This is a genomic window from Anoxybacillus kestanbolensis (assembly GCF_001996285.1).
Taxonomy (GTDB): Bacteria; Bacillota; Bacilli; order Bacillales; family Anoxybacillaceae; genus Anoxybacillus; species Anoxybacillus kestanbolensis_A.
This window is the reverse complement of sequence record NZ_MQAD01000026.1, coordinates 22,450-35,538: the sequence shown is the minus strand read 5'-3', so window position 1 is coordinate 35,538 and position 13,089 is coordinate 22,450. Positions and strand designations below refer to the sequence as shown.

At 42.2% G+C, this 13,089-nt stretch carries 16 protein-coding genes; 6 read left to right on the top strand and 10 right to left on the bottom strand.

The window, feature by feature from the left end; genetic code table 11:
- Positions 1-186, top strand: a 186-nt coding sequence (locus BO219_RS12195; protein ID WP_143271298.1) for an IS3 family transposase, incomplete at its 5' end; no start/stop codon positions are given.
- 404 nt (positions 187-590) lie between these two features.
- Here the strand turns inward: BO219_RS12195 and rlmD are convergent.
- The 5 genes from rlmD to BO219_RS12170 all read right to left on the bottom strand — a co-directional run bounded on the left by rlmD (position 591) and on the right by BO219_RS12170 (position 5,538).
- Entirely contained in the window at positions 591-1,949 is a 1,359-nt protein-coding gene (gene rlmD, locus BO219_RS12190; protein WP_077429724.1) for a 23S rRNA (uracil(1939)-C(5))-methyltransferase RlmD, read from the bottom strand.
- Between the two features lie 11 nt (positions 1,950-1,960).
- Positions 1,961-2,809, bottom strand: coding sequence for a DNA-3-methyladenine glycosylase family protein (locus tag BO219_RS12185; protein WP_077429723.1), 849 nt, complete (start codon positions 2,807-2,809; stop codon positions 1,961-1,963).
- Positions 2,810-2,860: 51 nt separating this feature from the next.
- A complete protein-coding gene (pdaA, locus tag BO219_RS12180; RefSeq protein ID WP_077429728.1) occupies positions 2,861-3,625 on the bottom strand; it encodes a delta-lactam-biosynthetic de-N-acetylase in 765 nt (254 codons plus the stop codon).
- Positions 3,626-3,728: 103 nt separating this feature from the next.
- Positions 3,729-5,252, bottom strand: a complete 1,524-nt coding sequence (locus BO219_RS12175) for a fumarate hydratase (protein ID WP_077429727.1) — start codon at positions 5,250-5,252, stop codon at positions 3,729-3,731.
- 91 nt (positions 5,253-5,343) lie between these two features.
- Positions 5,344-5,538 (bottom strand): SE1561 family protein, encoded by a 195-nt coding sequence (locus tag BO219_RS12170; RefSeq protein WP_035020549.1) that lies wholly within the window; start codon positions 5,536-5,538, stop codon positions 5,344-5,346.
- Between the two features lie 112 nt (positions 5,539-5,650).
- On the opposite strand from BO219_RS12170, the gene yfkAB reads away from it, so the two are divergent.
- Positions 5,651-6,775 (top strand): radical SAM/CxCxxxxC motif protein YfkAB, encoded by a 1,125-nt coding sequence (yfkAB, locus tag BO219_RS12165; RefSeq protein ID WP_077429722.1) that lies wholly within the window; start codon positions 5,651-5,653, stop codon positions 6,773-6,775.
- A gap of 34 nt (positions 6,776-6,809) precedes the next feature.
- Here the strand turns inward: yfkAB and BO219_RS12160 are convergent, their stop codons facing one another.
- Complete coding sequence (locus tag BO219_RS12160) at positions 6,810-7,562, bottom strand: YfkD famly protein (RefSeq protein WP_420807105.1); 753 nt, start codon at positions 7,560-7,562, stop codon at positions 6,810-6,812.
- 174 nt (positions 7,563-7,736) lie between these two features.
- Between BO219_RS12160 and BO219_RS12155 the strand changes: the two genes are divergently transcribed.
- Positions 7,737-8,909 carry an MFS transporter gene (locus BO219_RS12155; protein ID WP_077429721.1) on the top strand — a complete coding sequence of 391 codons (1,173 nt, stop codon included), beginning with the start codon at positions 7,737-7,739 and terminating at the stop codon, positions 8,907-8,909.
- Positions 8,910-8,974: 65 nt separating this feature from the next.
- Positions 8,975-9,121 carry a BH0509 family protein gene (locus BO219_RS12150; protein WP_003398616.1) on the top strand — a complete coding sequence of 49 codons (147 nt, stop codon included), beginning with the start codon at positions 8,975-8,977 and terminating at the stop codon, positions 9,119-9,121.
- Between the two features lie 206 nt (positions 9,122-9,327).
- Here BO219_RS12150 and BO219_RS12145 read toward each other — a convergent pair whose 3' ends face one another.
- From BO219_RS12145 to BO219_RS12135, 3 genes are read right to left on the bottom strand one after another with little or no spacing between them, the layout of a single operon-like run.
- On the bottom strand, positions 9,328-10,161 hold the full coding sequence (locus tag BO219_RS12145) for a YihY/virulence factor BrkB family protein (protein ID WP_006322010.1): 834 nt from the start codon (positions 10,159-10,161) through the stop codon (positions 9,328-9,330).
- A 19-nt stretch (positions 10,162-10,180) separates the two neighbouring features.
- On the bottom strand, positions 10,181-10,444 hold the full coding sequence (locus tag BO219_RS12140) for a glycine/betaine ABC transporter substrate-binding protein (RefSeq protein WP_077429720.1): 264 nt from the start codon (positions 10,442-10,444) through the stop codon (positions 10,181-10,183).
- A 13-nt stretch (positions 10,445-10,457) separates the two neighbouring features.
- Positions 10,458-10,928: a low molecular weight protein-tyrosine-phosphatase gene (locus tag BO219_RS12135; protein WP_006322008.1), complete on the bottom strand. Its 471-nt coding sequence runs from the start codon at positions 10,926-10,928 to the stop codon at positions 10,458-10,460.
- Positions 10,929-11,003: 75 nt separating this feature from the next.
- On the opposite strand from BO219_RS12135, the gene BO219_RS12130 reads away from it, so the two are divergent.
- On the top strand, positions 11,004-11,222 hold the full coding sequence (locus BO219_RS12130) for a DUF1128 domain-containing protein (protein WP_004888858.1): 219 nt from the start codon (positions 11,004-11,006) through the stop codon (positions 11,220-11,222).
- Here BO219_RS12130 and BO219_RS12125 read toward each other — a convergent pair.
- Positions 11,217-12,194 (bottom strand): HD-GYP domain-containing protein, encoded by a 978-nt coding sequence (locus BO219_RS12125; protein ID WP_077429719.1) that lies wholly within the window; start codon positions 12,192-12,194, stop codon positions 11,217-11,219. The two genes, BO219_RS12130 and BO219_RS12125, sit on opposite strands and share 6 nt — an antisense overlap.
- Positions 12,195-12,375: 181 nt before the next feature.
- Here BO219_RS12125 and BO219_RS12120 point away from each other — a divergent pair, with 181 nt between their 5' ends.
- Complete coding sequence (locus BO219_RS12120) at positions 12,376-13,083, top strand: phosphoadenylyl-sulfate reductase (RefSeq protein WP_006321999.1); 708 nt, start codon at positions 12,376-12,378, stop codon at positions 13,081-13,083.
- Positions 13,084-13,089 lie beyond the last annotated feature (6 nt).

The following is a 13,089-nucleotide window of genomic DNA, read 5'->3' as shown; positions in this document are numbered from 1 at the left end:
TCGTTTCACAGCATCATCAAAAAGGAACTGATTTTTCACGAGACCTTTGCAACAAGGGAAGAGACCAAACATCGGATTTTTGAATATATTGAGTGTTTTTATAATGCCGAGCGAATTCATTCCGCTAATGAGTACATGTCTCCGATGGCGTATGAGAAGATGTATCAGCAAGGCAAAAAGCAGTGAACTCTTCTCTCCACAAAGTCACGATATAAGGGGCATCTTTCCTCTTGAGGAGGGGAAGGGTTTACCAAACCGTTCTCCTTCTCAAGAGGCCACCAAACGAAGTGCGGTAGTAGGGTTTTAAAGTTTTTCTCGATTTTACGTGTCTATTTTCTTGACATAATACCAATTTTTTGACACTACCCTAAATCGAGAACGACACACTTTCCTTCCATTGCGTCTTCTTTGACTTGATTCGCATCGCGTCTTGAAACCGTCTTCCGCAACGTTGTAATCACACCCCATTTTCATCGATAAAAAAGCACGTAACCATGTTCGGTTATGTGCTTTTTTACGATGGATGCTTCTCCAAAACAATTTTTCGTAGCTTCTGCTTATCAACTCGATGGTGACATCGTTTTCATTCATTACTTCCTCACCAACTTCGCGACACTCTCGACATGCGCTGTATGTGGAAAAAGATCGAACGGTTGGATGTATTCGACGCGATATTGTTTCGCGAGTGTATCGATGTCGCGGGCGAGGCTGGATGGGTTACAGGAAACGTACACGACCGTTTTTGGTTTCACTTGTAAAATTGTTTTTAATAAAGCGTTGTCGCAGCCTGTTCGCGGTGGGTCGACGACAATGACGTCGGGTTTCCACCCTTCTTTCACCCATTTTGGCAATAGCTCCTCCGCTTTTCCGACCGCATACGTGACGTTGGTGAAGCCGTGACGTTCGGCATTTTGGCGCGCATCGTCAATCGCTTCGGGGATCGTATCCATACCGCGCACTTCTTTTGCCTCGCGAGCGAGCCAAAGCCCGATTGTACCGACGCCGCAATATGCGTCGACGACGCGTTCGTTTTTCGTTAGTGCTGCTGCTTTTTTTACTTCGTCGTATAGCTTGATCGTTTGAATCGGATTAAGCTGGAAAAAGGCGCGAGCCGATAGCTCAAAAGATAAGTCGCCGAGCACTTCTTGAATGTACGGTTCACCTGCGAGAACGATCGTTTCATCGCCAAAAATAAGCGACGTTTTTTGACCGTTCACGTTTTGGGCGATCGATTTTACTTCCGGCAGGCGACGTTTTACTTCCGCTACAAATAGCTGTTTGCGCGGCAGTTCTTTCGTCGCTGTCACGATGACAAGCTGTATATCGCCAGTGTAAAATCCGACTCGGGCGACAATCGTGCGCACAACACCTGTTTTCTTTCGTTCATGATAAACTGGAATGCGCAAATCTTGTAAAATCGCTTTCACTACCGTTGTGACGCGATTAGTCGCGTCATGTTGAATCAAGCAGCGGTCAATGTCAACGAGCTCGTGCGAGTTCATGCTGTAAAGCCCGGCGATGACGCGTCCCTTTTTTACTCCGACTTGAAATTGGCTTTTATTGCGATAATGCCACGGGTCATCCATCCCAATCGTCGGGCGAATATCAAGTGCTTCTATATTTAATCGGCTATGGCGTTCCAGTGCTTGGATGACAATATCGCGTTTTGCTTCAAGCTGCGCGTTATAGTCAAGATGTTGCAGTTGACATCCACCGCACCGTTCATATACTGGACAAGGCGGCTTAACACGATGAGGGGAGCGTTTTCGTATGCGCACCATTTTTCCTTCTGTATATGTTGGGTACACATTCGTCGCTTGAACGACGACTTCTTCTCCTGGAAGCGCTCCTGGAACGAACACCACTTGTTTTTTAAAATAGCCGACCCCTTCTCCGTTAATGCCTAATCGTTTAATCGTTAATGGAAATTGCTGTCCTTGTTGTAGCATCGTTCTCTCTCCTATTCTATACTTCTCCACAAATACAAAGCGGCATAGCTTGCATATGGTTCCCACATTCGTTGAAATGCGTCCATTTCTTTCATCGTCGGGCGATGATCGAGCTGAAATGTTCGTTCAATCGCCCGTTGCAAACCGACGTCTCCTTTCGGGAATACATTTGGACGCCCCAGACCAAACAATAAAAAATTTTGCACCGTCCACGGACCGATGCCACGGATCGAAAGAAGCTGTTTCGTCACTTCCTCGTCAGAAAGCGAATGCATCTCTTCTAAGCGCAACTTTCCTTCTACGATAAGCCGTGAAATATCAACAATATATTGCGCTTTTCGCTCACTTAACGACAAAGCCCGCAATTCATCATATGAAGCATTGGCGACGCGCTCAGGCCGCGGATAAATGTATACATCCCCAAGACGCTCACCAAATGTATGGACAAAACGTTCCGTTAGCCGATGAGCCACTTTCATATGAATTTGTTGGTGAATAATGCATTTCATTAAACAAAAATATAAATCAAATTCTAATACAAGCGGTGTTCCTTCATGAGCGATAAATACGTCGCGCAAATTTGTTTGTATAAAATGATGGTGAATGAAAGCAAGCGGCCTGTCCCAATGAAAAATGCGCGAAAGACGCGCGATCACTTCATCTTTATGCTGTTCTTCGTCACACGACACGACAAACGCAGGTTTTTCTTTTGTTCCAACGCTTTTCACGCACGCAAGAAGCGGCTTTTCGTTCACATACAGCGGAACGGTGATTTCGTTATGATGAATACGTATAAGCGGATCGTTTGCGAGCCGTTCGCATACTCGCGTAAAATCGTATGGAGGCTGAACATGAATCATTACCATCTCTCCCCTTTCCCATTGTATCAAAACAAATCCCTTTGCACATCGTCAAAGGGAAAAAAGCCAAGTAGGAACATTGATTTTTTGCAACATGAAATCGTCTAAGCTTTTAAAAACATATCCTTCTTTTCGCAAATCGTCAATAATTTTCGCAAGCGCATCCGCATTATCTTTTGATACCGTATGCAACAATATAATCGCACCAGGATGAATTTGTTTCATGACGTGATTGTAAGCGTATGTCCATCCTTTTTGATCATGAACGTGCCAATCGACGAACGCTAACGACCAAAAGACATGATAATAGCCAAGTTCGCGCGCAATACGCATCGTGCGCTCATCAAAAATGCCGCGTGGAGGACGCATGTAGCGCATATGCTTCTGACCCGTCAACAGTTCTGTTTTCTTTCTGACCATCTCTAGCTCCTCACGTAACTTCTCATCGCTGACTGTCGTTAAATCCGGATGATGCCATGAATGGTTACCGACAATATGTCCTTCATTCACCATTCGTTGTACTAAGTCAGGGGCCGATTGTAAATAATGACCAGTTACAAAAAACGTCGCAGGAACGTTTTTTTCTTTAAGCACGTCTAAAATTTGCGCGGTATAGCCATTTTCATATCCGTTATCAAACGTTAAGTAAATATGTTTTTTCGTCGGATCGCCTAAATAAAATGCATCGTATTTGGCGAGTAGTTCGTCTAACTGTTTCCCAGCAGAAGGAGGAAGATGATTTTCACTTCGCTTAAATCCCCATGACATCGCATCAACTTGACTAAGCGGAAAACATAAAAAGAAAAAAAGCAACATGATCGTTTTTTTCACTGCTTGCACCTCCGTATTCATTTCAATAATAGGTTGTGCAAAAAGAGATATAAAAAATCCGCCTAGCTTATCACTAGACGGATTTCCATTAAAATACACGTTCTTTAAACTGGGCTAATTTTTCAAGGGATGATTTTTCAACATCTTCGTGCAAGCTGTTTCCGTGCGAATCCATCGTGACGACGGCGGTAAAGTCTTTTACACGCAAATGCCACATCGCTTCTGGAATACCAAATTCTAAAAAGTCGACGCCTTCAACGGATTGGATACAGTCCGCATAATATTGCGCTGCACCACCAATAGCATTTAAGTACACGCCCCCATGTTCTTTTAACGCCGCCAACGTTTTCGCCCCCATGCCACCTTTTCCGATGACAGCACGAATACCAAATTTTTTCATAATTTCCCCTTGATACGGTTCTTCACGAATACTTGTCGTCGGCCCCGCTGCTTTCACGTGCCATTTGCCATTTTCATCTTTTAACATCACCGGCCCACAGTGATAAATGATTTGACCGTTTAAATCAACAGGGGCATCATGATCCATTAAATGTTTATGAATCGCATCTCGTCCTGTGTAAATCATGCCGTTAATGCGAACGACATCACCTACTTTTAACGAACGAATTTGTTCTTCTGTAATTGGCGCTTCAAGAACAACTTCGCGCCCTTCGCCTACAACTTCCGTTTCTTCTTGTTGGAAGTCAACATCGTCTCCCTCTTGATAAAGCCATTCTTGAATATCGCCCGTATGCGGATCAATGATGACGCCTAAGCGACGAAACGCCCAACAGTTATACGCAACGGAAACGAAAAAGCTTGCAGGGATGCGATGCATCACGCCGATTTTACAGCCAAGTAGCGTCGTTTCCCCACCAAATCCCATCGTACCGATGCCGAGTTTATTGGCTGCTTCCATAATATATTCTTCTAATTTGCGCAAGTCTTCATTCGGATTAACATCATCAACAGAACGGAATAACTGTTCCTTTGCTAAGTCGTATCCAGAGGAACGATCACCGCCAATGCCAACGCCAATGAATCCTGCGCTACAGCCTTGTCCTTGCGCTTGATATACCGCATGTAAAATACATTTACGAATGCCATCTAAGTCACGACCGGCACGACCGAGCCCTTCTAACTCACACGGTAAGCTATATTGAATGTTTTTATTTTCACAGCCGCCACCTTTTAAAATTAAGCGAACATCAATGTAATCTTTTTCCCATTGCTCGAATTTGATGACAGGTAGCCCGATCCCTAAATTATCACCGCTATTTTCGCCTGTTAGCGAATCAACGGAGTTTGGACGCAATTTTCCGTCTTTCGTTGCTTGAGCGATCGCTCGACGAATCGCCTCTTTCATCTCAATTTGGTTAACTCCTACAGGCACTTTAATTTTAAATGTCGGCAATCCGGTATCTTGACAAATCGGCGATACATTTTCATCTGCCATTTGAATGTTTTGCACGATCGTCGCAAGTGACATCGCAGCTCTCGTTCCTGCGTTTTCGCGTAGCTTTGCTTTTAAAATGGCACGTCGTACATCTTTCGGCAATTTCGTTGACGTTTCAACGATCAGCTTGTACATACTTTCTTGAAACTTTTCCATCACGATTCCCTTCCCCTTTGTTCAATATGTAACAATTTTTTGAATTCTCCACTTGTATTATACATCTTTTTCAAACGCGAAAAAAAGCCGCTTAGCGACTTTTTTCCCAATCTTTTTTAAACCGCTCGTATTTCATTTCTAAATCATCAATCATTTGAATAAGACGATCAATGTCTTCTAATTCGGCCGTTTCTGGATCGAGCGCTTCGAGCACTTCAAGAAACATATTTAAGCGCGTTTTTAAATAGGATAGTTGTAGATTTTGATCTGATACTGCGTTGCCCAACATTGTCACCTCGCTTTTTCTTTATCGTACACGATCGCAACATCGTTGACAATCGTTCCATTTCATTTGCATAATTATCGTTAGGTCTATTTTAATTAAAAGGAGCTTGATTATGGGAACATTATTGCGTCAAGCAATTACTCCTACGTTTGATCCGTGGGAAGCATATATGGACGTTGAACAGTACGGCAGCATGCAGTTGACAAATATCGAGTTTACAACAACGACGCTCTGTAATATGCGTTGTGAGCATTGTGCAGTCGGTTACACATTGCGTACGAAAGATCCTGAGGCGTTGCCGCTTGATCTTCTTCTTCGCCGTCTCGATGAAATTCCGCACTTGCGCTCGTTAAGCATTACAGGCGGTGAACCAATGCTTTCGCTCAAGTCTGTCGAGCAATACGTCGTGCCGCTGTTAAAATACGCACATGAGCGGGGAGTGCGCACACAAATCAACTCGAACTTAACGCTCGATTTAGAACGTTACGAAAAAATTATCCCTTACTTAGATGTTTTGCATATTTCGCATAACTGGGGCACGATCGAGGATTTTGTCGAAGGCGGTTTTGCGATGATGGAGAAAAAGCCAACCGTCGCACAGCGTGAACGTTATTTTATACGCATGATCGAAAATGCACGTGCCATTTCGAAAACGGGCGTCATCGTATCCGCGGAAACGATGTTAAATAAACGGACGCGCCCACACTTAGCAACGATCCATCGCCAAATTGTAAACGACATGGGCTGTAAACGACATGAAGTGCATCCGATGTATCCGAGTGACTTTGCGAGCAACTTGGAAACGTTAACGCTCGATGAACTGCGCGAAACGATTCATCATTTGCTTGATATACGAGATGAAAATGTTTGGATGTTATTCGGTACGTTACCATTTTATCCATGTAGTGACAACGAAGAAGATTTAGCTCTCTTAAAACGTTTATATGCAAGTAAAAATGTTACAGTACGAAACGATCCAGATGGACGTTCACGGTTAAACGTCAACATCTTTACAGGTGACATCATTGTGACTGATTTCGGTGATGAACCGACGCTCGGCAACATTCAAACCGACTCGCTTCTTTCTGCTTATGACAAATGGATGGCATCTCATTTAGCAAAATCACTAAACTGCCACTGCCCTGCGGTGAAATGTTTAGGACCAAACGTGCTCGTGAAAAACCGTTATTACCCAGACGTTGATTTTACGACGCGAAAAGCAAAAATTGAACGATAAAAAGCTTGTCGTATGTTCGACAAGCTTTTTTGCATCATCTCGGCACATCGCTCGCAACAAAGGCAAATGATAGACGATCTTGTACAGGAATCCAAGCACCGATACCTTGCGATGTTACGTTTTTCACGACAATGCTTTTTTTCTTTCCTTTTAAGACGATATATACTTCGCCATACGTCACTTTTCCTTTTTCATTGACCGCCGGGGCGTAAGCATATAAATAGCCTAACTTTTTCGGCGGAACGTTATACGCTTGTTCCTTTTTCGTCCCAATGCCGATCCATGTGCTGAAAGAAAGTGGTAAATTTGTTTTTTTCATCGCTGTTAAAAGCATCATTTTTTTCACATCTTCTTCGTTCGGTATGCTTGCCGTTAGGCCTCCGCGCACTTGTTTTTGTATTTCTTGTCTATACGTTAATCGCACCGCTGTTTTTCCGCCACGATTGTCAATAAAGTTTGTATTCACTTTTTGATACTCCCAGTTCGTTGATGTTTCTATCGATTCGTAATTCAACGGCCATTGCCCTAAATAAATCGTCGCTTCGTAACCGATCGCAAATGGCGTGCTTGAAATCGACGATTCGTTTAAAAGACGAATTAATTCCGGATTTTCAATTTTTACATTCGCCGACTGAAGCAGTTGTTTCGCTAGTTCGCTCGGTTGTAAATACGGCAAATTTTGTGTCGGATTCGGATACGTATTTTCTTTTGAAATGTCAATGACCGATGAAGGAAGTTTGACAGTTGCTTCACTAATCGTTGGCATACATGCGAAAATGAGTATCATGCTTAAAGCAAACCATCTTTTCATGGTGTAAACTCCTTTCTTTTTCCGTCGTTCATCGTTATTTTTTTCAAAAGTGAGCAATTTATCCTTTCCATAAAAAAAATCCACCATTGTTGCTTCTTTTCATGAAACGTTTTAACATCGAACATAGTGAACGTATTACAGGAGGTCATTATGCAACAACGTCATTTTTTCATCTTAGTTAGCATCGTCATGATTTCAGGGCTTTCCCAAGGACTGTTGTTACCGCTCATTTCTGTCATCTTTGAACAGAGCGGCATTCGTTCTTCGTTGAGCGGCATACATGCGACAGCGATGTATATCGGCGTCTTAATCGTCTCTCCGTTTTTAGAACGCCCACTTCGTCGTTACGGCTTTAAACGTCTTATTATGCTCGGTGGAGCGATCGTTATTGCTTCTTTAGCGATGTTTCCGATTTCATCATCACTATCGTTTTGGTTTGTGCTTCGTTTGTTAATCGGAATTGGCGACCATATCCTTCATTTCGGTTCACAAACGTGGATTACATACGCTTCTCCCATTCATCGACGAGGTCGCAACATTTCGTTATACGGTTTGTCGTTTGGGGTCGGCTTTATGATCGGGCCGCTTCTCGTTCCGCTTGTTCACATACATGAGTCGTTGCCGTTCATTGTTTCATCATTGCTTAGCTTATGTGGATGGATGTTATTATTTTTCCTACCACATACGTATCCACAAGCGACGGAAGCCGAGAAAATCGGGGTCATGCGCTTTTTTCGTGCGTGGAAACAAGCATGGCCAGCTTTGTTGTTGCCATTTGGTTACGGCTTTTTAGAAGCATCACTCCATAGCATGTTTCCCGTGTATGCGTTACGAAACGGCTTACACGTGGAGACGGTTGCGATGATGCTTCCTGCGTTTGCGCTTGGCGGAATCGCTTTTCAACTTCCGCTTGGAACGTTAAGTGATCGCTTTTCACGCAAAATGATCATTGTTGTTTCGTTAACCATCGGCGCCATTTGTTTTATGATTGCGCAATCGTTCTCTTCTCCTATACTACTAACGATGTGCTTTTTTATTGCTGGTATGTTTGTCGGTTCACTTTTTTCGCTCGGCATGGCGTATATGACCGATTTGTTGCCAAAATCACTTCTTCCTGTCGGCAACATTTTATGCGGGATGTTATATAGCATCGGTAGCATATGTGGACCTACGATTGGGGGTATTGTATTACAACAGCAAGAAAGGCTATTTTTCTTTAGCGTAAGTTCGCTACTGTTTCTTTTATTACTTGCCCAACGCCCGTTCACGAAATTTTCAAAATATTTTTTGAAAAAACAAGAAAAAAACATTGACGCTTTTTAAGTCTCTGTTATATAATACAATTAAGCAAAATAAACTGTTTTAAAACAGAAGGGAGAGCGATCATAATGAGCAGAGAAGAAAGAAAAAATATGATTGAGTTTATTACAAAATTACGGGGCTTTAATCAAGAACAACTCGTTTATATGACTGATGCAGAAATTGAGCATATTTACAACCAAACATACTATCATTACGAAGAAATCGCAGAATAAAGAGGGATGCGTGCCGCATCCCTCTTCTTTTTAGTGATATCCGTTTTGTCCATTCGCACTGCTACTTGTTTTATGTTTCGGGCGGTTTTTTCCTTTTTGCTTTGTTCCGCCGTCTTTTTTCGTTTTTTTCGTCACGTATAGTCCCCCTTCATATCCACGTTCACTTTTAATATGGTTTAACCGCGTTTTTTTATAAGAGGGAATAACTACCGTATGCGCATATTTCCTTCTCGTTTACAACAAAAAATAGCGTTTAGCTCCCCACCTAATACAATCATCATGCCAGATAAATAAAACCAAACCATTAACGCAATAATTCCGCCTAAGCTGCCATACATCGCAGAATAGTTACCGAATTGGTTTACATAGGTAGAAAAAGCAAGTGAGACGCCCATCCAACCTACAGTCGCAAATAACGCTCCTATCCATACGTCGCGAAACCGGACATATTTGCTTGGGGCAAAAACGTATAACACAGAAAAAACAAAAAATAAAATGACAAAGCTAACAAACCAACGAATCGTTTCCCATACGTGTAAAAACACATCGGAAAGACCAAACGCTGAAAAAAGAAATGTACCGATCATTTTTCCGAATACAGGAAAAACGAGTGCCACAATAATGACGAAAATCATCGCAAATGTAAGCAAAATTGAAACGCCACGTGCGACGAAAAAGGAACGCGTTTCTTTCACATCATACGCACGATTTAAAGCGCGAATAATGGCTGACATGCCGTTTGATGCCGCCCATACGGTCGCAAGGACGCTAAAGGATAGCCATTTTCCGCTTTGTGATTCCATAAGCTGTTTTACGTTTGTTTCGATTAAATGTGCCGTTTCGCTCGGAGCATATTGACTGAAAAAGGCAATGACATCTTCATGCGGAATCGGCAAATACGACAAAAACGTCAACAAAAACAGTAAAAACGGAAATAAGGAAAGCAAAAAGAAATATGCTAATTCTGCAGATAGATCAAAAATTTCATCTTCATTAAACCGCTTGATTAGCTCACGAACAACAGAAAAGCTAATAATCATTTCCTCACCACCTCGCTCCTTATGTGGAGCGTTTGCGAATTAACTCTCCGATCCACTCCATCACTTGCGGTGTTGTTTCTTTCACTTCACTTAGTTTATTCATAATAAACTGCAAATCATTCATCATCTCGTCTACATGTTGTCTCGTTTGATGAACAGTCTCCTTTACTTGTTCTACGCTATCCATCCACTCACGACACGTTTCTTTAATGACTTGTCTTGTTTTGTTATTCGCTAGCAACAAAGCTATCCCTGCTAATGCAATCCATTTCCCCTTTCCCATCGTCTTCTCCCCCTTACAACGAATGATCTCGTTTTATTCGCTCTAATATATGTTTACATCCTTCTTCGACTAATTCGTACACTTCTTCAAAATTTCCTGTAAAGTACGGATCAGGGACATCGTCTACGCGACGGTTTGGCACAAAATCCATAAAACGAGCAATGACAGCGTGCGACGAATCGCCAACAAGGCGACGAAGATGAGCGATATTATCGCTATCCATTCCGATAATATAATCGAATGTATGAAAATCTTCTTTTGAAATTTGACGTGCTTTTAACCCTGTAAAGTCAATTTGTTTTTCCGTTAAAATACGCTGAGTCCCGTGATGTGGTGGTTTCCCCACATGCCAATTGCCCGTTCCTGCCGAATCAACAGAAATGACATGATCGAGCCCTTCTTGTTTTACAAGGTGACGAAATACAGCTTCTGCCATCGGCGAACGACAAATATTCCCTAAACAAACGAATAATACATGAATCATTTCCTCTCACTCCTTAAAACAAAGTAGAATGAACCTTTAAACAATGATACAATAGACGCAAGCATACAGGAAAGGATGACGACGATGCATTTATCCGTTGAACAAATGATCGAACAAATAAAAGAAAAGTTAAAAGTATTAAATTTTGATGCCATTAAACCGGACCATTTCGATGAACAGCTATACGATGAATTAAAAGATATATACGATATGGTGATGAAAAAGCAAACATTTAGTCCAAGCGAAATGCAGGCAATCGCTGAAGAGCTTGGAAACTTGCGAAAAAAACTATAAAATTGCCTGTCCGACAATGAGGAGCGACGGATGATCAACAAGCGAAACTTCCTCATGTGTATCCATATATCGGACATATGGACGTTGCATATGCTCAACAATTTTTGTCACGATTGCGTTTCTTCCGTCGCTCATTTTCACTGTCGTTCCCGGCAAATAAGCAGGAATCGTATCAACGAACAACCGTACGAGCTGCTGGCTATATCGAATACTACTTCGCGCCATAATAATTTCAAGCGCTTCGTGCGGCGGTACAAATTCCGTTGAAATTAAGTTTTCATATTCATTCGCAATCGCACATATTTGAGCGTACAAATGAATGTTCGTTTCTTTTAATCCGCGCGGTGCACCAGAACCATCTGCATGCTCATGATGTTGATACGCCATATGTGCGCATAATAAACTCACTTCCCGCTCTTTTCGTAAATATTCAAATCCTTTCACTGTATGATGTTCTTCTCCTTCTATTTCTTTTCCAATGTCGTGAAGTAATGCTCCTATCACTACGTCACGTAACTGTAAATCGTTCAAATGTAACTTCTTCCCTAGTTGCAATGACAATAATGCAACGTTGACGGCATGAGCGTATGGTTGCGCTTCCATCGCAAGCGATGTCGCTGGAATGACCGCTAACACCTTTCTTTTTTTCACTTCATCAACGAGCTTGACCGCTAGTTTAAACAACGAATGGATCGGTAATTCTTCTCGCTTTCGTACAGCGTCAAACGTTTGCTGAACAACTTCAATCGCATCCATCCACGATGGCATATCGAGCAACTCTTCCAACGTGATGCCTTCCGATACCGTATCTTCTACAAATACATAACGAATATCCATTTGTTTTAACCGTTCGACATATTTTGGATGAATTTTTCTCCCAGCTGCTAATAATACGCGACGATGACGGTCATAAATGGGCCGTGCCAATTCCATCGTTCGCTCATCATATTCTTCCAATAAAATGAGTCGCAAACATCTCCACTCCCTTCAACATCTCCCATACAAACAGTATAATCGTGTTTTTTTTCATTTGCCATGACGTTTTAAAAAAATAAATTCCGATAGAAAAACTATGATTGACATTCGAGTGAATTGTGTTAAAATTTAAAACAATCAAACATAAGGGCGAGAAAGTACGAAAGGAAGATGCGATATGATCACGTATGAAACGTGGGATATTGAACAAAAACCGACTTTTCCAATCGATAATAATGAAAAAGGGGCACTACATGTGCTGTCATGGGCGTACGATCATTATGGTGATGATCTTTTGTATGCTTGCAGTTTCGGTATTGAAGGGATTGTGCTCATTGACCTTATTTCGCAAGTACGTGACGATGCGGAAATTGTTTTTCTCGATACGCATTTACATTTTTCTGAAACGTATGAAACGATTGAACGCGTTAAGCAAGCGTATCCTCGCCTGCGTATTCATTTACAAACACCGTCTTTATCACTTGCAGAACAAGAGAAACAATTCGGGGCAGAACTTTGGAAAAGAGATCCAAACAAATGCTGTGAACTAAGAAAAATTATTCCCCTTCGGCAAGCGATGACAGGAAAAAAAGCATGGATTTCCGGACTGCGCCGCGAGCAATCACCAACACGGCAACATGTCGAATTTATCAATCTCGATAAAAAGTTTCAAAACATTAAAGTTTGCCCGCTTATTCATTGGACGTGGAAAGACGTATGGCGCTACGTGCATCGCCACAATCTTTCCTATAACCCGCTTCATGATCGTGGATATCCGAGCATCGGTTGCGCACCATGTACAGCCCCTGCTTATACGGAAGAAGATTTGCGTTCTGGCCGATGGGCTGGGCTAGGAAAAACAGAATGCGGCTTGCACGAGTCGTAAAGGGGG